General features: G+C 68.0%; 23 protein-coding genes and 1 tRNA gene. 8 read left to right on the top strand and 16 right to left on the bottom strand.

Going from position 1 to position 21,550, the window contains the following annotated elements; translation table 11 throughout:
* Positions 1-11: 11 nt before the first annotated feature.
* The 7 genes from ccoG to A9O67_RS06550 all read right to left on the bottom strand — a co-directional run bounded on the left by ccoG (position 12) and on the right by A9O67_RS06550 (position 7,385).
* On the bottom strand, positions 12-1,436 hold the full coding sequence (gene ccoG / locus A9O67_RS06580; protein WP_068608625.1) for a cytochrome c oxidase accessory protein CcoG: 1,425 nt from the start codon (positions 1,434-1,436) through the stop codon (positions 12-14).
* A 69-nt stretch (positions 1,437-1,505) separates the two neighbouring features.
* Entirely contained in the window at positions 1,506-2,411 is a 906-nt protein-coding gene (gene ccoP / locus A9O67_RS06575; protein ID WP_068608621.1) for a cytochrome-c oxidase, cbb3-type subunit III, read from the bottom strand.
* A 22-nt stretch (positions 2,412-2,433) separates the two neighbouring features.
* Entirely contained in the window at positions 2,434-2,571 is a 138-nt protein-coding gene (locus A9O67_RS06570) for a cbb3-type cytochrome oxidase subunit 3 (protein ID WP_068608619.1), read from the bottom strand.
* A gap of 12 nt (positions 2,572-2,583) precedes the next feature.
* A complete protein-coding gene (gene ccoO / locus A9O67_RS06565; protein ID WP_082955421.1) occupies positions 2,584-3,282 on the bottom strand; it encodes a cytochrome-c oxidase, cbb3-type subunit II in 699 nt (232 codons plus the stop codon).
* A 10-nt stretch (positions 3,283-3,292) separates the two neighbouring features.
* Complete coding sequence (ccoN, locus tag A9O67_RS06560) at positions 3,293-4,732, bottom strand: cytochrome-c oxidase, cbb3-type subunit I (protein WP_068608617.1); 1,440 nt, start codon at positions 4,730-4,732, stop codon at positions 3,293-3,295.
* 73 nt (positions 4,733-4,805) lie between these two features.
* On the bottom strand, positions 4,806-4,943 hold the full coding sequence (gene ccoS / locus A9O67_RS06555) for a cbb3-type cytochrome oxidase assembly protein CcoS (RefSeq protein ID WP_068608615.1): 138 nt from the start codon (positions 4,941-4,943) through the stop codon (positions 4,806-4,808).
* A 36-nt stretch (positions 4,944-4,979) separates the two neighbouring features.
* The gene (locus tag A9O67_RS06550) at positions 4,980-7,385 is read right to left on the bottom strand and encodes a heavy metal translocating P-type ATPase (RefSeq protein ID WP_082955420.1); all 2,406 of its coding nucleotides are present in this window, start codon (positions 7,383-7,385) and stop codon (positions 4,980-4,982) included.
* A gap of 143 nt (positions 7,386-7,528) precedes the next feature.
* Between A9O67_RS06550 and A9O67_RS06545 the strand changes: the two genes are divergently transcribed.
* Entirely contained in the window at positions 7,529-7,972 is a 444-nt protein-coding gene (locus A9O67_RS06545) for a universal stress protein (protein WP_068608611.1), read from the top strand.
* 19 nt (positions 7,973-7,991) lie between these two features.
* Here A9O67_RS06545 and A9O67_RS06540 read toward each other — a convergent pair whose 3' ends face one another.
* Positions 7,992-9,545 (bottom strand): malonate--CoA ligase, encoded by a 1,554-nt coding sequence (locus A9O67_RS06540; RefSeq protein ID WP_068609809.1) that lies wholly within the window; start codon positions 9,543-9,545, stop codon positions 7,992-7,994.
* An 11-nt stretch (positions 9,546-9,556) separates the two neighbouring features.
* Positions 9,557-10,357, bottom strand: a complete 801-nt coding sequence (lgt, locus tag A9O67_RS06535; RefSeq protein ID WP_068608609.1) for a prolipoprotein diacylglyceryl transferase — start codon at positions 10,355-10,357, stop codon at positions 9,557-9,559.
* A 92-nt stretch (positions 10,358-10,449) separates the two neighbouring features.
* On the opposite strand from lgt, the gene A9O67_RS06530 reads away from it, so the two are divergent.
* Positions 10,450-10,686, top strand: a complete 237-nt coding sequence (locus tag A9O67_RS06530) for a hypothetical protein (RefSeq protein WP_068608607.1) — start codon at positions 10,450-10,452, stop codon at positions 10,684-10,686.
* Positions 10,687-10,693: 7 nt separating this feature from the next.
* Here A9O67_RS06530 and ilvD read toward each other — a convergent pair whose 3' ends face one another.
* Positions 10,694-12,607 (bottom strand): dihydroxy-acid dehydratase, encoded by a 1,914-nt coding sequence (gene ilvD / locus A9O67_RS06525; protein WP_068608606.1) that lies wholly within the window; start codon positions 12,605-12,607, stop codon positions 10,694-10,696.
* 113 nt (positions 12,608-12,720) lie between these two features.
* Positions 12,721-12,960 (bottom strand): TIGR04438 family Trp-rich protein, encoded by a 240-nt coding sequence (locus A9O67_RS06520; protein WP_068608604.1) that lies wholly within the window; start codon positions 12,958-12,960, stop codon positions 12,721-12,723.
* Positions 12,961-13,125: 165 nt separating this feature from the next.
* On the opposite strand from A9O67_RS06520, the gene A9O67_RS06515 reads away from it, so the two are divergent.
* A complete protein-coding gene (locus A9O67_RS06515; RefSeq protein WP_068608602.1) occupies positions 13,126-13,431 on the top strand; it encodes a c-type cytochrome in 306 nt (101 codons plus the stop codon).
* A gap of 119 nt (positions 13,432-13,550) precedes the next feature.
* On the opposite strand, the gene acs is transcribed toward A9O67_RS06515, so the two are convergent.
* Complete coding sequence (acs, locus tag A9O67_RS06510) at positions 13,551-15,545, bottom strand: acetate--CoA ligase (protein WP_068608601.1); 1,995 nt, start codon at positions 15,543-15,545, stop codon at positions 13,551-13,553.
* A gap of 155 nt (positions 15,546-15,700) precedes the next feature.
* On the opposite strand from acs, the gene A9O67_RS06505 reads away from it, so the two are divergent.
* Together A9O67_RS06505 and A9O67_RS06500 are read left to right on the top strand one after the other, a co-directional pair.
* On the top strand, positions 15,701-16,291 hold the full coding sequence (locus A9O67_RS06505) for a TIGR00645 family protein (protein ID WP_068608599.1): 591 nt from the start codon (positions 15,701-15,703) through the stop codon (positions 16,289-16,291).
* Between the two features lie 67 nt (positions 16,292-16,358).
* Positions 16,359-17,909: a fumarate hydratase gene (locus tag A9O67_RS06500; RefSeq protein ID WP_068608597.1), complete on the top strand. Its 1,551-nt coding sequence runs from the start codon at positions 16,359-16,361 to the stop codon at positions 17,907-17,909.
* A gap of 4 nt (positions 17,910-17,913) precedes the next feature.
* On the opposite strand, the gene A9O67_RS06495 is transcribed toward A9O67_RS06500, so the two are convergent.
* Positions 17,914-18,537 carry a DUF6806 family protein gene (locus A9O67_RS06495; RefSeq protein WP_068608594.1) on the bottom strand — a complete coding sequence of 208 codons (624 nt, stop codon included), beginning with the start codon at positions 18,535-18,537 and terminating at the stop codon, positions 17,914-17,916.
* A gap of 144 nt (positions 18,538-18,681) precedes the next feature.
* On the opposite strand from A9O67_RS06495, the gene A9O67_RS06490 reads away from it, so the two are divergent.
* From A9O67_RS06490 to A9O67_RS06480, 3 genes are all read left to right on the top strand, one after another.
* Positions 18,682-18,960, top strand: a complete 279-nt coding sequence (locus A9O67_RS06490; protein ID WP_068608592.1) for a type II toxin-antitoxin system RelE/ParE family toxin — start codon at positions 18,682-18,684, stop codon at positions 18,958-18,960.
* A 14-nt stretch (positions 18,961-18,974) separates the two neighbouring features.
* Positions 18,975-19,289 (top strand): HigA family addiction module antitoxin, encoded by a 315-nt coding sequence (locus tag A9O67_RS06485; RefSeq protein WP_068608591.1) that lies wholly within the window; start codon positions 18,975-18,977, stop codon positions 19,287-19,289.
* Positions 19,290-19,345: 56 nt separating this feature from the next.
* Positions 19,346-19,432: transfer RNA gene (locus A9O67_RS06480), tRNA-Leu, on the top strand.
* 26 nt (positions 19,433-19,458) lie between these two features.
* Here the strand turns inward: A9O67_RS06480 and A9O67_RS06475 are convergent.
* From A9O67_RS06475 to A9O67_RS06465, 3 genes are all read right to left on the bottom strand, one after another.
* Positions 19,459-19,800, bottom strand: coding sequence for a type II toxin-antitoxin system RelE/ParE family toxin (locus tag A9O67_RS06475; RefSeq protein WP_068608589.1), 342 nt, complete (start codon positions 19,798-19,800; stop codon positions 19,459-19,461).
* The gene (locus tag A9O67_RS06470) at positions 19,800-20,075 is read right to left on the bottom strand and encodes a type II toxin-antitoxin system Phd/YefM family antitoxin (protein ID WP_068608587.1); all 276 of its coding nucleotides are present in this window, start codon (positions 20,073-20,075) and stop codon (positions 19,800-19,802) included. Before A9O67_RS06470 ends, A9O67_RS06475 begins: the two co-directional genes overlap by 1 nt.
* A 94-nt stretch (positions 20,076-20,169) precedes the next feature.
* Positions 20,170-21,522: an RsmB/NOP family class I SAM-dependent RNA methyltransferase gene (locus tag A9O67_RS06465; protein WP_082955419.1), complete on the bottom strand. Its 1,353-nt coding sequence runs from the start codon at positions 21,520-21,522 to the stop codon at positions 20,170-20,172.
* Between the last annotated feature and the right edge of the window lie 28 nt (positions 21,523-21,550).

The following is a 21,550-nucleotide window of genomic DNA, read 5'->3' as shown; positions in this document are numbered from 1 at the left end:
GGGGGTTGGCGTCAACGGGGCACCACGAAGGTGGTCTTCTCCCGCACATCGATCGTGCCATCCGGCGTGCGGAAGCCGAATGTGATGGGATGCGAGCCGGCCTGCAAGCCTGGGGGCACCTGCACCCGCACGGCGACCGAGCGCACCTCGGTGGGCAGCAGATGCACGCTGCGCTCGGAGGTGACCTCGATGCCCGGCAGCCCCTCCACCGTCACGGCCAGCTCGCGCTCGTGCTCCGAGGCGTTCATGAACTGGATGCGGTAGACGTTTTCGATGCGTCCCATCTCCACCATGCGCGCGAGCGCCCCGCGGTCGCGAATCACATCGACCTTCAGCGGCACCCGCAACCACAAGCTAACCCCCAAAGCCGCCACAATGGCCAACAGGATCGAGCTGTAAATCAAAACGCGCGGACGGAAAACGCGCCGAATCATTTGCGCCTGGCTCCACCCACGCTCCATGCCATTTTGCGTGGAGTATTTCACCAGGCCTTTGGGATAGCCCATTTTTTCCATCACCTGGTCGCACACGTCGACGCAAGCTCCGCAGCTAATGCACTCGTATTGCAAGCCATTGCGAATGTCGATGCCCGTGGGGCAAACCTGCACGCACAGCGTGCAGTCAATGCAGTCGCCCAGGCCCAGCGCCTTGGGGTCGGCCGACCTCTTGCGCGCGCCGCGCGGCTCGCCGCGCTTGGCGTCGTAGGTCACGATCATCGTGTCCTTGTCGAACATCGCGCTCTGGAAGCGGGCATACGGGCACATGTATTTGCAGACCTGCTCGCGCATGAAGCCCGCATTGCCGTAGGTCGCAAAGCCGTAGAAGAAGATCCAGAAGGTTTGCCACGGCCCCAGGTTCCAGGCCAAAAACGCCGCGCCCAGGTCGCGAATCGGCGTGAAATAGCCGGCGAACGTAAAGCCCGTCCACAGCCCAAAGACGATCCACGCCAGATGCTTGCCGCCCTTGCGGGCCACCTTGTTCAGGATCCAGGGCTGCTGATCCAGGCGCATGCGCGCCGAGCGGTCGCCCTCGAAGAGCTTTTCCATCCACAAATAAATTTCGGTGTAGACCGTCTGCGGGCAGGCGTAGCCGCACCACAGTCGCCCGGCGATCGCCGTGAACAAAAACAGCAACAGCGCCGATACCACCAGAATGCCCGTCAGGTAAATGAAATCCTGCGGGTACAGCACCAGACCAAAAATATAAAAACGCCGCGCCTCCAGATCGAACAGCACGGCCTGCCGGTCGTTCCAGGCCAGCCAGGGCAATCCGTAAAAAACAATTTGGGTCAACCACACGAAGACCCAGCGCCACTTGGTAAACAACCCCGTCACCGCCCGCGGATAGATCTTTTTGCGGGCCGCGTACAGGGAAACCTCGACCTCTTCATCCGACGGGGTCGGGCCTTGGGGCGTGTTGGCAGCGCTGGTACTCATGGCAGTATTCGGTACGAATCAAAAAAACCGGGAGGCGGGCCACACAGGCGCCGCCCCCCGGCGACGGGATCAGTTCGGATTCGACAGCTTCCAGACGTAGCCCGTCAGCACATGGATTTGCGCATCGGTCAGCAAGGCATTTTGCGCCGGCATGACGTTGGTCTTGCCCTCGTTGATCATTTTAATGATCGCCTCTTCACCCCAACCGTGCAGCCAGATCTGGTCGGTCAGGTTGGGCGCGCCGGTGGCATGCATGCCCTTGCCGTCCGCGCCGTGGCAGGCCGCGCAGGCGCCCCACTTGGCGGCCCCTTGCGTGGCGCGCACGCTGTCGTGCGGGCTACCGGACAGGCTCAGCACATAGTGCGCCAGGTTGCGAACATCCTCGGGCGTGCCGACCGCTGCCGCCATCGGGGGCATGATGCCCTGGCGGCCTTCGGCAATGGTTTTGTGGATGTACTCCGGCTGCCCGTCACCGCCCAGCCAGTCGGCATCGGTCAGGTTGGGGAAGCCCTTGCTGCCGCGGGCGTCCGAGCCGTGGCACTGGGCGCAGTAGTTCATGTACAGCCGCTCGCCGACCGCCATGGCCTGCTGGTCCTTTGCCAGATCCTTGGAATCCATGCCCTTGAACTTGGCGTACAGGGGCTCGATCGCCGCCAGGGCCTTGGCCCGCTCGGCTTCCCACTGGCCCTGGGAGCTCCAGCCCAGTTGGCCCTGCACCTTGCCGAACATCGGGTACATCAGGCCGTAGGCCAGGGCAAACACCACGGTGATGATGAACAGATACACCCACCAGCGCGGCAGGGGGTTGTTCATCTCCCGCAGGTCGCCGTCCCACACGTGGCCGGTGGTGTTGTCCGCCGCGGGCGTGACCTTGGTCTTGCCGCTGGCCCACAGGAAAAACGCGCAGGCCAGGATACTGATCAGGGTCACGCCGGCTACGAAGAGGTGCCAGAAGTCACTGGTGAAATCGCTCATGATGGTTCTCTCCTGACGGGCCTCACTCGTCGCGGAAGGGCAGTTGGGCCGCTTCCTCGAAACGCTCCCGGTTCTTGCGGGACCAGGCCCAGGCCCAGATGCCGATGAAGGTCACGAAGCTCAGCACCGTGACGATGACGCGCAGATCGTTGACATCCATGATCTCGCCCCCTCACTGCGCCGCATCGGCTGCGGCTTGACCCGCGGCGGACTGGGCGGTCTTGGTGGCCGGCTGCGCCAGCTTGTCCCACGAGCGGGCGGTCCCCAGACCCTGCAGGTAGGCGATGAGCGCCTCCAGCTCGGTCTTGCCCTTGACCTCTTCCGTGGCCTTGGTGATCTCTTCGTCCGTGTACGGCACGCCCAGTTGACGCAGCGCGCGCATCTTGACGGGCAGCGCGTCGGCGTCCACGGGGCGGCGCTCCAGCCACGGGTAGGCGGGCATGTTGGACTCCGGCACCAGGTCGCGCGGGTTGATCAGGTGGATGCGGTGCCACTCGTCGGAGTAGCGGCCGCCCACGCGCGCCAAGTCCGGACCGGTGCGCTTGGAGCCCCACTGGAACGGGTGGTCGTAGACGAACTCGCCGGCCACCGAGTACGGGCCGTAGCGCAGCGTCTCGGCGTGGAACGGACGCACCATCTGCGAGTGGCAGACGTAGCAGCCTTCGCGAATGTAGATGTCACGCCCGGCCAGCTGCAGCGCCGGGTAGGGCTTGACGCCCTCGATCGGCTTGGTCGTGGAGTGCTGGAAGAACAGCGGCACGATCTCGACCAGACCGCCCACCGCCACCACCAGGGTGATGAGGACGATCATCAGGAAGTTGTTGGTCTCGATGCGCTCGTGACCGCTCGGCTGGTGTTGTGCGTTGGCCATGGTGTCCTCCTCAGGCGTGCGCGGGGGCAGGGATGGCCACCGGGGTAACCTTGCCCTGGGCCGCGGTCTTCCAGACGTTCCACGCCATCACGCACATGCCGGCCAGGTACAGCACGCCGCCCAGCAGACGGATCACGTAGAACGGATAAGTGGCCTTGACCGACTCGACGAAGGTGTAGGTCAGCGAGCCGTCCGGGTTGACCGCACGCCACATCAGGCCCTGCATCACACCGGCGATCCACATCGCAGCGATGTAGAGCACGATGCCGATGGTCGAAATCCAGAAGTGCAGCTCGATGGCCTTGATGCTGTACATCTGCTTCTGGCCGAACAGGCGCGGGATCAGGTAGTACAGCGAGCCCATGGTCACCAAGCCGACCCAGCCCAGCGCGCCGGAGTGCACGTGGCCGATGGTCCAGTCGGTGTAGTGGCTCAGGGCGTTGACGGTCTTGATCGACATCATCGGCCCTTCGAACGTGGACATGCCGTAGAACGACAGCGACACGATCAGGAAGCGCAGGATCGGGTCGTCACGCAGCTTGTGCCAGGCGCCCGACAGCGTCATGATGCCGTTGATCATGCCGCCCCAGCTCGGCGCCAGCAGAATGAGCGAGAACACCATGCCCAGCGACTGCGCCCAGTCCGGCAGCGCGGTGTAGTGCAGGTGGTGCGGACCCGCCCACATGTAGGTGAAGATCAGCGCCCAGAAGTGCACGATCGACAGCCGGTAGGAGTACACCGGTCGCTCGGCCTGCTTGGGGATGAAGTAGTACATCATGCCCAGGAAGCCCGCGGTCAGGAAGAAGCCCACCGCGTTGTGGCCGTACCACCACTGCACCATGGCGTCCTGCACACCGGCGTACACCGAGTACGAGTGCGTCAGGCTGGTCGGGATCTGGATGTTGTTGACGATGTGCAGCATCGCCACGGCGATGATGAAGGCGCCGTAGAACCAGTTGGCCACATAGATGTGCCGCACTTTGCGGGTGCCCACCGTGCCGAAGAACACGATCGCGAAGGCCACCCACACCACGGCCACCAGAATGTCGATCGGCCAGATCAGTTCGGCGTATTCACGGCTCTGGGTGTAGCCCAGCGGATAGGTGATCGCCGCCAGCACGATGACGGCCTGCCAGCCCCAGAACGTGAACGAGGCCAGTGCCGGCGCAAACAATTGCGTCTGACAGGTACGCTGCACCACGTAATAGGCAGTGGCGAACAGGCCCGAGCCGCCGAAAGCAAAAATCACCGCGCTGGTGTGCAGCGGGCGCAGCCGGCTGTACGTGAGGTACTCGATGCCGAAGTTGAGCTCCGGCCAGGCCAGTTGTGCGGCAATGATGACGCCGACCAGAAAGCCGACGATGCCCCACACCACGGTCATGATGGCGAACTGCCTCACGACCTTGTCGTTATAGACCCCCGTCGCGGGGGCCGCCGTGGTTGCAGACATAGGTAACACTCCTGTTGTGAAAATCACCCAGGCGCAGTATCCGGGAGCCCTCCCCCTGCGCCCTTGACATAGGTCAATCGTGGCGCAGGATGCGCTCGCCTTCGCGCTCGACGTTGTCGAATTGGCCCGAGTGCAGCGCCCACCAGAACAGGCCGATGATCAGCAGCACCAGCACCACCGACAGGGGCACCAGCAGGTAGAGGATTTCCATCGTTCGATTCTCCCAGTCATGGGGGGTAGGCGCCCATCAAGCCGGCGCAGGGGCTGTGGCAGGTGACGGTACACCGTCGGCCACCGGGGCGCCGCGCCGCCCCAGCCGCATCGCGTTGCCGATGACCAGCAGCGAGCTGGCCGCCATGCCCAGCCCCGCCGCCCACGGCGGCATGACGCCGGCCACCGCCAGCGGCACGGCCAGCGCGTTGTAGCCGGCCGCCCAGGCGAGATTCTGGCGCACGACGCGCAGCGTCGCGCGCGCCATCTCCACCGTGCGCACGATGTCGGTGAGCCGCCCGCTCTGCACGACCAAGTCGGCGCGCGTCTGCGTCAGCGGCGCGCCGTGGCCGAGCGCGAACGAGACGTCGGCCGCTGCCAGCACCGGGCCGTCGTTGAGGCCGTCGCCGACCATCGCCACGCGCCGCCCCTCGGCCTGCCAGCGGTGCAGCGTGGCGAGCTTGTCCTCGGGACTGGCGCCGGCGACGACGTGCTCGATGCCGAGCGGCCGCGCCACGCGCTGCACGGCGCCGAGCCGGTCGCCCGACAGCAGCCGCACCTGCAGCCCGAGCGCGCGCAGCCGCTCGATCGCCTCGCGCGCCTCGGGGCGCACGCCCTCGTCGAGCACGAAGGTGGCCAGCCACCCCCGCTCGTCACACAGATACGCGCACGGCACGTCGGCCAGCGTGCGCCCGCTGGCCACCAGGGCCGCTTCGTCCAACCCGCAGTGCGCCGCCGAGCCCAGCCGCCACGTCCGGCCGTCCGGCCCCTGCGCCGTCAGGCCCCGGCCGGGGGTCTCGCGCACTTCCCACGCCGGGGCGTCGGGCGCCTCGCCGGCGGCGGCCACCAGCGCGCGCGACACCGGGTGCAGCGAGGCGCGCGCCAGCGGCAAGGCCGCCGCCAGCGCCTGCGCGCGCGTCACGCCGGGGCACGTCAGCACGTCGCGCACCACCACGCGGTCCTGCGTCAGTGTGCCGGTCTTGTCGAATACGACGGTGTCCACCGCCGCCAGCGCCTCGAACGCCTGCAGCCGCCGCGTCAGAATGCCGCGGCGCGCCAGACCGCCGGCCGCGGCCAGCATCGCCGCCGGCGTGGCCAGCGACAGCGCGCACGGGCAGGTGACGATCAGCACCGCCACCGCCACTGCCAGCGCCCGGCTGGGGTCGAACTGCCACCAGTACAGCCCGGCCAGCCCTGCCGCCAGCAGCACCGCCACCAGGAACGGCGCGGCGACGCGGTCGGCCAGCCGCGCCAGGCGCGGCTTGTCGGTGCTGGCCTGCTCCATCAACGCGACGATCTGCGCGAAGCGCGTCTCGCGCCCGACGCGCTGCAGCCGCACGCGCACCGTGCCGCCAAGGTTGTGGCTGCCGGCCACCACCGCCTCGCCGCGGCGGCGCGTCACCGGGTGCGATTCGCCGGTCAGCAGCGCCTCGTCCACCGTGGCGGCCTCCGACAGCACCTCGCCGTCGCCCGGAAACGCCTGCCCGGCCTGCACGTGCACCACGTCGCCGGCCTGCAGGCGCTTGAGCGACACCGCCTCCAGCGCGCCGTCGGCGCGCTCGCGCTGCACCACCTCCGGCAGGCGGTTCATCAGCGCGTCCAGGGCGCCGGCGGTGCGATCGCGCAGCTTGTACTCCAAGTAACGCCCGCCGAGCAGGAAGAACACGAACATCGTCAGCGAGTCGTACCAGATGTCGTGCCCCCACGGCCCGGTGGGATCGAAGGTGGCCAGCGTGCTGACGACGAAGGTGATCAGGATGCCCAGCGACACCGGCACGTCCATGCCGATGCGCCCCTGACGCAGGTCGCGCCAGGCGCTGCCGAAGAACGGCCCGCTGGCGAACAGCAGCACCGGCAGGCTCAGCACCCACGACGCCCAGCGCAGCAGCTGCAGCAGGTCGGCCGGGATCTGGCCCGGCTCGGTGACGTACTCGGGCCACGTGTACATCATCACCTGCATCATGCAAAAGCCCGCGACGAACAGCCGCCACAGCGCGCGGCGCGTCTCGCGCGTGCGCTCGCTGACCGCAAAGGCCTGCTGCATCGGCAGCAGCCGGTAGCCGACGCGGCCGACCGCCTCCGCCAGCTCCGACAGGCGCGTGCGCGCCGGGTCCCAGCGCAGCGTCAGGCGCCGCGTGGCGGCGTGCACCTGCGCTTCCAGCACGCCGCCGCGGCCGGCCAGCGCCGCCTCCACCGTGTCGGCGCAGACGGCGCAGTACATGCCCTGCACCACCAGCGTCGATTCGCAGACGGTGCGGCCGCCCTCCTCACGCGTGTCGGTGAAGTCGCGCTGTTCCAGCGGGTCGTCCAGCACGCGGAAGTCGTCGTGCACCTCCAGCGGCCCGCGGTGGCCGCCCCACACCCCGGCCAACGGCGTGCCATCCCCCGCTGCAGGGACGGACGCCCCTGCAGCCGCTCGCGGTGGCGGGGCTGTTTCGCTCATTGCCGAACGGTACCCGATCGACCGGCACACAGGCTTGACCTAGGTCAAACCCCGACTCGGGGCGCGTGTTACCGTGCCAAGATGGTAGGCAGTTACGGGCGGGCCCCGCAGGCCGGCCGTATTGCTTTCAGAGGAGACCCTGCATGTACCAGCGCATCCTGGTAACCACCGACGGCTCCAAGCTGTCCGACCGTGCCGTAGAGCACGCCATCGCCCTGGCCGACCTGACGGGGGCGGAGCTCGTCGCGTTGCGCGTCGTGCCGCGCTACCCGCAGACATATTTCGAAGGGGGGGTGGCGCTTGGCACGCCCGAGGTGCGGCAGATCGAAAAGCAGTGGGAGGACGAAGCGCGCCAGACGGTGGCCGCCGTCAAGACGCTGGCCCAGGCACGGCAGGTGAAGGTCAAGCCGATCACGGTCAAATCCGACCTGATCGCCGAGGCCATCATCGCCGCGGCCAAGCGCCACAAATGCGACCTGATCGTGATGGCGTCGCACGGGCGGCGGGGCATCAAGCGGCTGCTGCTGGGCAGCGAGACACAGCAGGTGCTGACGCACTCGCACATCCCCGTGCTGGTGCTGCGCTGAAGCGAGCACCGCCCGCCGTTCAGGCGGCGAAGCTGTCGCGGTAGCGCTCGCGCAAAAGGTTTTTTTGCACCTTGCCCATGGCGTTGCGCGGCAGTTCGTCCACCACCACGCAGCGTTTGGGCACCTTGTAGTTGGCCAGGCGCGTGCGCAGCGTGGCCAGCACGGCGTCCGGATCGATACGGTGGCCGGGCTGCGCGATCACCAGGGCCACGCCCACCTCGCCAAAATCGGGGTGCGGCACACCCACGACGGCGCTTTCGGCCACGCCGGGCAGTTCGTTGATCGCGCCCTCCACCTCCGCCGGGTAGACGTTGTAGCCCCCGCTGATGATGAGATCCTTGCTGCGGCCGACCAGCGTCAGGTAGCCGCGCTCGTCGATGACACCGACGTCGCCGGTGCGAAACCACCCGTCGGCGGTGAACTCGGCGCGGGTTTTGTCGGGCATGCGCCAGTAGCCCTGAAACACGCTGGGGCCGCGCACCTGCACACCGCCCACCTCGCCGGTCGGCAACGGCCGGTCGCCATCGCCGACGATGCGCAGCGCCACCCCCGGCAGCGGAAAACCCACGGTGCCGCCGCGGCGCTCGGCCTGCCCACCGTAGCGGGGGTCGGGCGTGCAGGGGTTGGAGGTGAGCATGATCGTCTCGCTCATGCCGTAGCGCTCCAGAATGGTGTGGCCGGTGCGCTGCTGCCAGGTGCGAAAGGTCTCGATCAGCAGCGGCGCCGAGCCGCTGATGAACAGCCGCATGTGCGCGCAACGCTCGGCGGTCAGCTCCGACTCGGCCAGCAGCCGGGTGTAGAGCGTGGGCACCCCCATGAAGACGGTGGCGCGCGGCAACCAATTCAGCACGGTGCACGGGTCGAACTTGGCCGCCCACAGCATGGGGCTGCCGTTGAGCAAGGCGCCGTGCACCGCGACGAACAGCCCGTGCACGTGGAAGATGGGCAGCACATGGATGAGCACGTCGTCCGGGCGCCAGTCCCAGTAGCGGCGCAGCACCTCGGCATTGGCGAGCAGGTTGCCGTGCGTCAGCATCGCCCCCTTGCTGCGCCCGGTGGTGCCGCTGGTGTAAATGATGGAGGCCAGCGCCTGCGCCCCGACCGCGGCGGGCACCTGCTGGTCCGGCTGGTGCGCCGCGCGGTCCAGCAGCGTGCCGCTGCGATCGGCCCCGAGTGTGAACACCGCCCGCGCGCCGCGCCGAAACACCAGGGCGCTGACCCAGCCAAACCGCTGCGGGGCGCAGACGACGACCGCGGGCTCGGCATCGTCGATGAAGTACTCGACCTCGGCCGCCGGATAGGCGGTGTTGAGCGGCACATAGACATGGCCCGCGCGCAGGGTACCCAGGTAGAGCATCAGCGCCTCGACCGACTTGTCCACCTGCACGACCACGCGGGAGGCGGGCGGCAGATCCAGCCCCGCGAGCAGGTTGGCGATCATCGCGCTGCCGCGCTCCAGGTCGCGCCAGGTGTAGACGAGGCCCTCGTCGGTCTCGATCGCGGGGGTGTCCAGATCGGCGGGGAAGCCGGCGCGCAGCGCGGCGTACAGATTGGTCACGGATGCGGTGTCCATCGTCGGGGTCATCAGAGGGCAACAGGCGTGCGGCGCGCCCACAGCCACAGGGCCACCCCCGCCACGACCATCGGAAGGCTCAGCCACTGGCCCATGCTCAGGCCCAGCGACAACAGGCCCAAGTGGGCATCGGGCTCACGGAAGTATTCGGCGGCAAAGCGCATCACGCCGTAGCCGGTGAGGAACGCGGCCGATACCTCGCCGACGCGGCGAGGCCGGCGCGCAAACGCCCACAGGAGCACGAACAGCAGCAACCCCTCCAGCGCAAACTGGTAGAGCTGCGATGGATGGCGCGGCAGCGGGCCGGCGGCCGGGAATACCATGGCCCACGGCAGATCCGGCGGCGCCGGCCGGCCCCACAGCTCGCCGTTGATGAAGTTGCCGATGCGGCCCAGCGCCAGCCCCACGGGCACGCACGGTGCGACGAAGTCCATGACCTGCAGCCACGGCCGCTGCTGGCGGCGGGCCCACCACGCCATCGCCAGCAGCACGCCGAGCAGCCCGCCGTGGAAGCTCATGCCCCCTTCCCAGACGGCGAACACCCGCCACGGCTCGGCCAGGTAGGTGAGCGGCTTGTAAAACAGCACATACCCCAGGCGCCCGCCCAGGATCACCCCCAGCACGCCCCAAAACAAAATGTCCTCCACATCGCGCGGCTGCCAGCCGAGCGTTCGGTAGGGCTCGTGCCGCAGGCGCCGTCGCCCCAGCCAGACGAACATGGCGAAGCCGGCCAAATACATCAGGCCGTACCAGTGCACGGCCAGCGGCCCGATGCGAATGGCCACCGGGTCGAATTGGGGATGCATCAACATGCGCCGATGGTACGCGATGGCCGCCGACGGCCGCCCGTTATCATGGTGACGATCGGATGACAGAACACATGTCCGCACGAAGGAGGGACACCATGGAAGTCCGCACCGACGACCAGCGCCGCTACCACCGGGTGCGGGCAGTCTTCGAAGAGGCGTTCGAACTGTGCCGGCCGCTGCTGGATCCCCACCAGGGCATTGCCGGCCATGCCCTCACCCATCACGTTCCGTTGCGGGTGCGGGAGCATTTTCCGGATTTGACGCAGGAAGAGGTCCTGGTGCTGTCCGTCGCGCTGCGTGCCGCCTGGACACGCAGACGCGTGCGCGGCTGACCGGGCGTCAGTCGTCCAGGCCGGACAAATCCCGCACGGCACCCCGATCGGCGGACGTGGCCCAATGCGCGTAGGCGCGCAGCGCGGCCGAGACCTTGCGCGCACGCGGCTTGGCCGGCTTCCAGCCGAGGCGGTCCTGCTCGGCGCGGCGCGCAGCCAGTTCCTCGTCGCTGACCAGCAGCTCGATGCTGCGGCGCGTGACGTCGATGCGGATGCGGTCGCCGTCGCGCACCAGCCCGATCGTGCCGCCGGCGGCCGCCTCCGGCGAGACGTGGCCGATCGACAGCCCCGAGGTGCCACCAGAGAAGCGCCCGTCGGTCAGCAGCGCGCAGACTTTGCCCAAGCCCTTGGACTTCAGGTACGAGGTCGGGTAGAGCATCTCCTGCATGCCGGGGCCGCCGCGCGGGCCTTCATAGCGGATGACGACCACGTCGCCGGGCTGGACCTGATCGCCCAGAATGCCCTCCACCGCCGCGTCCTGGCTCTCGAACACGCGCGCCGGCCCTTCGAAGACGCGCAGCACCGAGGTCGGCACGCTGGTGGTGTAGCGCAGCTGCTCGACCTCGAACATGCTCTCGTCGATGCCGGCGGTCTTGACGATGCAGCCGTCCTGCGCCAGGTTGCCGTACAGCACCGCCAGCCCGCCGTCGCGCGAGTAGGCATGCTCCACCGAGCGGATGCAGCCCTCGCGGCGGTCCAGGTCCAGCGTCGGCCAGCGCGTGCTCTGGCTGAACGGCTGCTGCGTCGGGATGCCGGCCGGGCCGGCACGGTAGAAGGTGCGCACCTCCTCCGACTGGGTGACCATCACGTCCCAGTGCGCCAGCGCCTCCGCCAGCGTGGGGCTGTGCACGGTGCGGGCGTTGGTGTGCAGCAGACCGGCGCGCGCCAGCTCGCCGAGGATGCCCATGATGCCGCCGGCGCGGTGCACGTCCTCGATGTGGTACTTGTTGGTGTTGGGCGCCACCTTGCACAGCGTCGGCACGCGGCGCGACAGGCGGTCGATGTCGGCCATGGTGAAGTTCACCTCAGCCTCGCGCGCGGTGGCCAGCAGGTGCAGCACGGTGTTGGTGGAGCCGCCCATCGCGATGTCGAGCGACATCGCGTTCTCGAACGCCTCGAAGGTGGCGATCGAGCGCGGCAGCACCGAGGCGTCGTCCTGCTCGTAGTAGCGGCGCGCCAGCTCGACGATCAGCCGGCCGGCGCGGCGGAACAGCTGCTCGCGGTCGGCGTGCGTGGCCAGCACCGTGCCGTTGCCCGGCAGCGACAGGCCCAGCGCCTCGGTCAGGCAGTTCATCGAGTTGGCGGTGAACATGCCGGAGCACGAGCCGCAGGTCGGGCAGGCCGAGCGCTCCACCTCCGCCACGGTGGCGTCGTCCACCTGGGTATCGGCAGCCATCACCATCGCGTCGACCAGGTCGAGCTTCTTGATCTGCACGGTCTGCTCGCCCGGCACCGCCAGGCGCACCTTGCCGGCCTCCATCGGCCCGCCGGAGACGAATACGGTCGGGATGTTGAGGCGCATCGCCGCCATCAGCATGCCCGGCGTGATCTTGTCGCAATTAGAGATGCACACCAGCGCGTCGGCGCAGTGCGCATTGACCATGTATTCCACGCTGTCGGCGATCAGCTCGCGGCTGGGCAGCGAATACAGCATGCCGTCGTGGCCCATCGCGATGCCGTCGTCGACGGCGATGGTGTTGAACTCCTTGGCCACGCCGCCGGCGGCCTCGATCTCGCGCGCCACCAACTGACCCAGATCCTTCAGGTGCACATGGCCGGGCACGAACTGCGTGAACGAGTTGGCCACGGCGATGATGGGCTTGTCGAAGTCGCCGTCCTTCATGCCGGTGGCGCGCCACAGGGCGCGCGCGCCGGCCATGTTGCGGCCTTGCGTGGTGGTGCGGGAGCGGTAGGTGGGCATGGATCGATGGGGGATGGGATCAGGGGATGGCGGCTGCGCGGGCAACCGCCGCTCGGGTCTACCGCGTCATTGTGCCAGCGCAGCCGCCGGCCGGCGACACACGGGGTGGATCATCAGGGACGGGACTTCGGGGGCCGCAAGCTGGCGCGGGCTTTCTCGAGGCGGGCCGCCTTGCGGGCCTCGTCGCGGCGCATCGCGCGGCGCTTGGTGTAGCCCGACCAATCCGCCCACCACCACCACAGCGCGGCCAGGGCAAACGGCGCGAGCACCCAGGTCCATGACCACTGCGCCACCGGGCCGATGGCCGCCCACTTGAGAATCAGCAAGACCACGCCCAGCACGAGAAAGCCCATGGCCGCACTCCTGGAACCGAGCGGCGAAATCCCTGTGTAACCCCAGGAATCGCCCGCGGACGTATCGTTTGCAACAAGCTGTAAAGACGGATTGTGCCCGACGGGCGTCCCGCTAGAATGCCTTCCGTCTGCCGCTCCTTCCTCAACCTTCACGGGAAAGACACCATGAAACGCGCTCTGCTCATCCTGGCCGCGACCGCTGTCGTCTCCGCGCCGGCCCTGGCCGACGAAGCCCTGGCCAAGGCCAAGAACTGCATGGCCTGCCACTCGGTCGACAAGAAGCTGGTCGGCCCGGCCTACAAGGACATCGCCAAGAAGTACGCTGGCGACGCCAAGGCCGCCGACATGCTGGCCACTAAGATCCAAAAGGGTGGCTCGGGCGTGTGGGGCGCCATCCCGATGCCGGCCAACCCGCAGGTCAACGACGCCGAAGCCAAGAAGCTGGCGGCCTGGGTGCTGAGCCTGAAGTGATGCGCCGGTCCGCCCGGCCCGGCCGGGCGGTGGACGGTGGCTCGCCAGCCACAAAAAAGCCTCGCGGATCGCGAGGCTTTTTGTTTTGCCGCCCGTCGGCGGCCGCCGCAGCGCCGGCGTCAGTTGGTCTTGGCCAGCTGCTCCAGGATGTGCGGGTTCTCCAGCGTGGAGACGTCCTGCGTGATCGCCTCGCCCTTGGCGATCGCGCGCAGCAGGCGGCGCATGATCTTGCCGGAGCGGGTCTTCGGCAGGTTCTCGCCGAAGCGGATGTCCTTGGGCTTGGCGATCGGGCCGATTTCCTTGGCCACCCAGTTGCGCAGCTCGTTGGCGATCTGCTTGGCCTCCTCGCCCTGCGGCAGCGGGCGCTTGAGCACGACGAAGGCGACGATGGCCTCGCCGGTCAGGTCGTCCGGGCGGCCGACCACCGCGGCCTCGGCGACGAGGTCGGTCTTGGCCACCAGCGCCGACTCGATCTCCATCGTGCCCATGCGGTGGCCGCTGACGTTGAGCACGTCGTCGATGCGGCCGGTGATGCGGAAGTAGCCGCGATCCTCGGAGCGCACGGCGCCGTCGCCGGCCAGGTAGTAACCCTTGAGCTCCTCGGGGAAGTAGCTCTTCTTGAAGCGCTCCGGGTCGCCCCAGATGGTGCGGATCATCGACGGCCACGGCTTCTTGACGACGAGGATGCCGCCCTGGCCATTCGGCATGTCGTTGCCCTGCTCATCGACGATGGCGGCGAAGATGCCGGGCAGCGGCAGCGTGCACGAGCCCGGCACCAGCGGCGTGGCGCCCGGCAGCGGCGTGATCATGTGGCCACCCGTCTCGGTCTGCCAGAAGGTGTCGACGATCGGGCAGCGTTCGCCGCCGACGTGCTTGTAGTACCACATCCACGCCTCGGGGTTGATCGGCTCGCCGACCGAACCCAGGATGCGCAGCGTCGACAGATCCCAGTTGCGCGGGTGCACCTTCTCGTCGGTGTCGCTGGCCTTGATCAGCGAGCGGATGGCGGTGGGCGCGGTGTAGAAGATGGTGGCCTTGTGGCGCTCGATCATCTGCCAGAAGCGCCCGGCGTTGGGGTAGGTCGGCACGCCCTCGAAGACGATCTGCGTGGCCCCGGCGGCCAGCGGCCCGTAGGCGACGTAGGTGTGGCCGGTGATCCAGCCGATGTCGGCGGTGCACCAGAAGACGTCGCTGTCCTTCAGGTCGAAGGTCCACAGCATGGTCTGCTTGGCCCACAGCAGGTAGCCGCCGGTGGAGTGCTGCACGCCCTTGGGCTTGCCGGTGGAGCCGGAGGTGTAGAGCACGAACAGCGGGTGCTCGGCACCCACCCACTCGGGGGCGCATTCGGTGGGCTGACCCGCCAGCGCCTCGTGCATCCACACATCGCGGCCGGGGACCATGGCGCAGGCGGTGGCGGTGCGCTGGAAGACCACGACGTGGCGCACCGACTCGCACCCGCCCATGGCGATGCCTTCGTCCACGATGGCCTTCAGGGGCAGCTCCTTGCCGCCGCGCATCTGGTAGTTGGCGGTGATGACGGCCACCGCGCCGGCGTCCTGGATGCGCTCCTGCAGCGCCTTGGCCGAGAAGCCGCCGAACACCACGCTGTGCGTGGCGCCGATGCGCGCGCAGGCCTGCATCGCCACCACGCCCTCGATGGTCATGGGCATGTAGATGACGACGCGGTCGCCTTTCTTGACGCCCAGGCTCTTGAGGGCGTTGGCAAACTGGCTGACGCGCGCCAGCAGTTCCTTGTAGGTGACGCGGGTGACCGCCCCATCGTCGGCCTCGAAGACGATGGCCGTCTTGTTCTCGACGGGGGTGCCCATGTGGCGGTCCAGGCAGTTGTACGAGGCGTTCAACTCACCGTCGGCAAACCACCGATAGAACGGCTTGTTGGACTCGTCCAGCACCTGGGTGAACGGCTTGTGCCAGACCAGCAGCTCGCGCGCGCGGCGGGCCCAGAAGCCCTCGAAATCGGCCTCGGCCTCGGCACACAGGGCACGGTAGGCGTCCATGCCGGACACGCGCGCCTGGGCCGCCAGCGACGGATGGGGATCGAAAACGCGGTTTTCCACCAGCATCGAAGTGATGGCAGAGGTCGATTCAGCCATGTCGGGGGTCTCCTCAGGACGTTTGGAATGGGGACAACGACAGCCGGCAACTGTGCAGCGGGTCTCTGACGAGGCCCTTACGCAAAGGCGCAGCCCGCCGGCACGGCAGGCCCCGCCACTACAATTGGCGCGCCAGATCCGTTACCGAGCGCTTCATGACCCAGCTAAACAAGCCGATCCCGCCGCTGCCGAAACTGATCTTCGCGAGCCGCTGGCTGCAGCTGCCACTGTACATCGGCCTGATCGTGGCGCAAGCGGTGTATGTGTACCACTTCTGGGTGGAATTGGTGCACCTGATCGAGGCGGCGTTTGGCAACGCGGCTGCGCTGGACAAGCTGGTCACGAGCATCGGCTACGTCACCTCGGCCAAACTGGACGGCCTCAACGAAACCATCATCATGCTGGTGGTGCTGGCCCTGATCGACGTGGTGATGATCAGCAACCTGCTGATCATGGTCATCGTCGGCGGTTACGAAACCTTCGTGAGCCGCCTGCGGCTGGAAGGGCACCCGGACCAGCCGGAGTGGCTCAACCACGTCAACGCCGGCGTGCTGAAGGTGAAGCTCGCCACCGCCATCATCGGCATCAGCTCGATCCACCTGCTCAAGACCTTCATCAACGCCGCCAACTACACCGACAAGGTGCTGCTGTGGCAGACCGTGATCCATGCGGTATTCCTGCTGAGCGCGCTGGCCATCGCGTTGACCGAGAGGCTGATCCACCACCCGGGCGACGACGACCACTGACGCCCGCCCCCGTCGCGCCGTGCCGGGGATGGCGCGGCGCGCTGCCGTTACGTCAAGGGAACCCACCATGACCGCCATCCGCCAGGAAGACCTGATCCAGTCCATCGCCGACGCCTTCCAGTACATCAGCTTCTACCACCCGCTGGACTACATTCAGGCGCTGGGCAAAGCCTACGAGCGCGAGCAAAGCCCGGCCGCCAAGGACGCCATCGCCCAGATCCTGACCAACAGCCGCCTGAGCGCCGAGGGCCACCGCCCGATCTGCCAGGACACCGGCATCGCGGTCGTGTTCCTGAAGGTGGGCATGAATGTGACCTGGCCCGACGCCACGATGAGCGTGCAGGACATGGTCAACGAAGGCGTGCGCCGCGCCTACCTGAATCCGGACAACCCGCTGCGCGCCTCGGTGCTGGCGGACCCGGCCGGCGCGCGCAAGAACACCAAGGACAACACCCCGGCCGTGGTGCACTACGAGATCGTGCCCGGCGATGGCATCGAGGTCATCTGCGCCGCCAAGGGTGGCGGCTCGGAGAACAAGACCAAGATGGTCATGCTCAACCCGTCGGACTCCATCGTGGACTGGGTGCTCAAGACCGTGCCGACCATGGGCGCGGGCTGGTGCCCGCCGGGCATCCTGGGCATTGGCATCGGCGGCACGCCGGAGAAGGCCATGCTGCTGGCCAAGGAATCGCTGATGGCGCCGGTGGACATCCACGAGTTGATCGACAAGAAGCGTTCCGGCGCCGCGCTCACCCGCGTGGAAGAGCTGCGGCTGGAGTTGTACGAGAAGGTCAACGCGTTGGGCATCGGTGCGCAAGGGCTGGGGGGCCTGACGACCGTGGTGGACGTCAAGATCCTGGACTACCCCACCCATGCGGCCAGCCTGCCGGTGGCGATGATCCCCAACTGCGCGGCCACGCGCCATGTGCACTTCCACCTGGACGGCAGCGGCCCGGCCAAGCTGGAACCCCCGAAGCTGGAAGACTGGCCCGCCGTGACCTGGACACCCGACACCCAGAGCGCCACCCGTGTCAACCTGGACACCCTGACCAAGGAGGAGGTGGCGTCCTGGAAGGCGGGGCAAAAGCTGCTGCTCAACGGCAAGATGCTCACCGGCCGTGACGCCGCGCACAAGCGCATTGCCGACATGTTGGCCAAGGGCGAGAAGCTGCCGGTGGACTTCACCAACCGCGTGATCTACTACGTCGGCCCGGTGGACCCGGTGCGCGACGAGGTGGTCGGCCCCGCCGGCCCCACCACCGCCACCCGCATGGACAAGTTCACCCGCATGATGCTGGAGAAGACCGGGCTGATTTCCATGATCGGCAAGAGCGAGCGCGGCCCGGTGGCCATCGAGGCCATCCGCGACAACCGCAGCGCCTACCTGATGGCCGTGGGCGGCGCGGCCTATCTGGTGGCCAAGGCCATCAAGGCGGCCCGCGTGGTGGGCTTCGAGGACCTGGGCATGGAAGCCATCTACGAGTTCGAGGTGCAGGACATGCCAGTGACCGTGGCCGTGGACGCCACCGGCAACAGCGTGCACCAAAGCGGCCCGGCCGAGTGGCGCCAGCGCATAGCCAGCGGCGAGTTCAAGGGCATCGCCGTGACGGCGGGCTGATCGATCAGTGCAGGTGCCGCGGCTTGCGCGGGCCACCGTGCCCGCCGCCGGGGCCTGCGCCGCGCGGAGGGCGGCCGAGCTGCAGCGAGTTCACCATGGCGTCGAAGCGGCTGGAGAACAGGCGGTCGATGGCCTCGACCACGCCGCCCAGCTCGGAGGCGTCGAAATGCCGCTCCATCAGCTGCACGACATCCTGCACCAGCAGATCGCGCTGCACCTGCATGATGGCCGCCGGCGTCGGGCCGACGAAGCACATCAGAAAATCGTCGCGCGCCTCGGCATCGGGCGGGGCCTCTTCCTCGTCGAAATCGAGGTCGTAGAACGACACCTCGATCGCCGCGCCAGTGGCCGCGATCTCGTTGAGGCCCATGCAGGCCTCCTCGATGGCCAGCCGAAAATCGTCGTCGCCTTCGATGGTCCAGCACATCTGCAGGACGTGCTCCTGCGGGTCGAAGCGGATGCCCGGTTCTTCTTCGTAGGAACTGGCTGCGGCATCGATCAGCGAGCGCGCGCCGACATACTTCCACAACGGCCGCAGCGCCTCCTGGATATGGGTGTAGTCCACGTCATCACGCAGGCGGATGTCGCCATGCACGTGGATCTCGAACGGAGGGTTGTCTTGGCTCATGGTCGCCACCGCTGGGTCAAAGCTGCGATTGTACGGCGGGGGTCTGGAGGCAAGCGCAGAAAAGTACCACCCGGCCAGCGGGCGAAAGAAGCAGACCGGTATGTTAACGCTTGGCGTTTACCGCTCAATGGTAAACTCATCGACATGATCCGGTCGTTCCGCTGCCGCGACACCGAAGCGCTTTTCGCCGGGCGGTCCGTGCCGCGCTTCGTGAACATCCGAGCCGTGGCGGAGCGTAAGCTGGCGATGGTGCACCGCTCCGCCCGGTTGGATGATCTGCGCATTCCGCCCAACAACCGACTCGAAGCCTTGCACGGCGACCGCAACGGGCTGCACAGCATCCGCATCTATGACCAGTGGCGGGTGTGTTTCCGCTTCGTCGATGGCGACGCCTACGACGTCGAGATCGTGGACTATCACTGAAAGGGGCAGATACCATGGACACTGTGGCGCCGGGCATGCGGCCCATCCATCCTGGCGAGGTGCTGCGGGAGGAGTTTCTCATCCCGCTGGGGCTGACGCCCCACGCGCTGGCGCTGGCACTGGGGGTGCCCGCCACCCGCATCAACGACATCGTGCGGGAACGCCGCACGATCACGGCGGATACGGCACTGCGACTGGCAGCGTTCTTCGGCAACAGCGCGGAGTTTTGGATGGGGCTGCAAGCCGATCACGACATGGCCGTGGCACGCGCGACTTTGGCCGATGCCCTGGGGCGCATTCGCCGCTTCGAAGGCACCGCGGCCGCTTGAGCCCCGGGCGAGCCGAGGGCCGGACCCCCGATAGAATCGTCACCCGCAACCGGTATGCGGGTGTGATGGAACCGGTAGACATACAGGACTTAAAATCCTGAGGCCGTCAGGCCGTGCGGGTTCGAGTCCCGCCACCCGTACCAACCGTATTAGCAGAGCAAAGCCAGGCTCAAACGCCCAGCAATCGGCGCGCCAGCACCGCCTGCATGTCCCGGCGACCATCGACGATCAGGTAGATCACGACCCGGCTGCCCAGGACGCGATAGATCACCCGGTAAGGCTTGAATGCCGTCTGGCGGTAGTCCTTGATGCCCAGCGCAACGAGTTCCTGGGGATAGCTGCCGCGCTCAGGAAACTGGGCGAGCCCGTCCACGACCTCCATCAAGCGGTCGAGAACGTGGTTGGCGTTGGCCACACTGTCGAACTCGGCGATGTGGTCGTAGAGCGCCTCCACGTCCTGCTCTGCACCCTCGGTCAGCAGGACAACGTAGCGCGTCGGCCTGCCGACCATCAGGCCGTGGCCCGTTTTGCGCGCAGGCGCGCCACGACATCGGCGACCGGCTTGACGCGACCGGCCTCCACGTCCTGCTGCCCCAGCGCCAGGATCTTCAACAGGACCAACGTCTCCTGCGTTTCCTCGAAGGACGCCACGTCCTGCAGCACGGCCTTGGCTTCACCGTTCTGAGTGATGACCAGGGGCTCGCGCTGTTCGGCAAGCCGGGTGAGCACCTCGGCGGCGTTGGCCTTCAGGTAGCTGATGGGCTTGACTTGAGATGAGTAGCGCATGGCGGTTTTGTCGTGATGGATGAGACAGAATATAGACCTTTAAAGGTCTGACGGCAATCTTCTGTTTCTGTATAAGTCCGCCCAGGCGCCCCCTTCAACCACGCCGCTGCCACGCGACGGCAAAAAAGCCGTCCGTGCCATGGCGGTGCGGCCACAGGCGCAGGGCGCCGTCTTCCACCACTGACGCCGGGTCGTCCACGCGGGCATCGGCCAGCGGCGCCTGGGCATCCAAACGCACGAAGTCGCCGCGCAGAGCGGTGGTGAAGGCGTCGGCCACGGCCTCGTTTTCCTCCACCAACAGGCTGCAGGTGGCGTAGACCAGGCGACCGCCGGGGCGAACGAGTGCCGCCGCGGCGGCCAGAATGCGCTGCTGCAGGGCAGCCAGCTCGGCGACGGTGGCGGGGGTGTGGCGCCACATCAGCTCCGGATGGCGCCGCAGGGTGCCCAGCCCGCTGCAGGGCGCGTCCACCAGCACGCGGTCGATCTTGCCGGCCAGGCGCTGCAGACGCTCGTCGCGTTCGTGCGCGATGGCCATGGGGTGCACCTGGGTCAGCCCGGCGCGCCGGGCGCGGGCCGGCAGGGCGTCCAGGCGGCGGGCCACGGTGTCGAAGGCGTACAGGCGGCCGGTGTCGCGCATATCCGCCCCCAGGGCCAGGGTTTTGCCGCCGCCACCGGCGCAGAAGTCGGCCACGGTTTCGCCACGACGGGCACCAACCAGCGCCGCGATGAGTTGCGAGCCTTCGTCCTGGACTTCGATGGCACCACGGGCGTAGGCCTCCAGCCCCTGCAGGGGCACGCGGGCGGGTAAGCGGATGCCCCACGGCGCATGCGGCGTGGCTTCGGCAGGCAAGCCCGCCGCTTGCAGTTCCGCCAACACGGCAGGGCGCTTGGCCCGCAGCGCATTGACACGCAGGTCCAACGGGGCGGGCCGGCGCAGAGCCGCGGCCAGGGCGTCGATCTCGGGCCCGACGGCGCTGCGCAGGCGCTCGATCAGCCAATCGGGCAGGCCCAGGCGTACCGTGTCGGGGACGGGCGTCAGGTGCACCGCGCGAGCGCGCGCCTGCCAGTCGCCGACTTCGGCGGCGGCGGACGCATCGGCCTCGGCCAACGCCGGCAGGGCCGCATCCGGCCAGGCCAGCCGGATGACGCTGTCGCACCAGCCGGGTTGGATCCGGCAGCGCGCCACATCCAGCGGCGCACTGCCCTGCCCCTGCAAGGCCGTGGTCAAGGCATGCCAGCGGGGCAAATCGCGCAGCGCGGCGTAAAGGGCATCGCCCACCGCTTGGCGCAGGCGCGGGCCGACCCGCTGCGGGCCGCGAAAGGCGTCGGCGAGCAGCGCATCGGGCGGCTGCTGGAAGCGCAGCGTCTCCTGCAACAGCCGGGCGGCCAAGGCCAGGGGCGCCACGGCGGCGGAACGGCGTGCTGACGGACGGGGGGAGCGGGACATGGGGCGATTGTCGCCGACGGCCCGCGGG

It is taken from the genome of Tepidimonas fonticaldi (genome assembly GCF_001675355.1).
In the GTDB taxonomy this organism is placed as follows: domain Bacteria; phylum Pseudomonadota; class Gammaproteobacteria; order Burkholderiales; family Burkholderiaceae_C; genus Tepidimonas; species Tepidimonas fonticaldi.
This window is presented reverse-complemented; position numbering and strand designations above follow the sequence as displayed.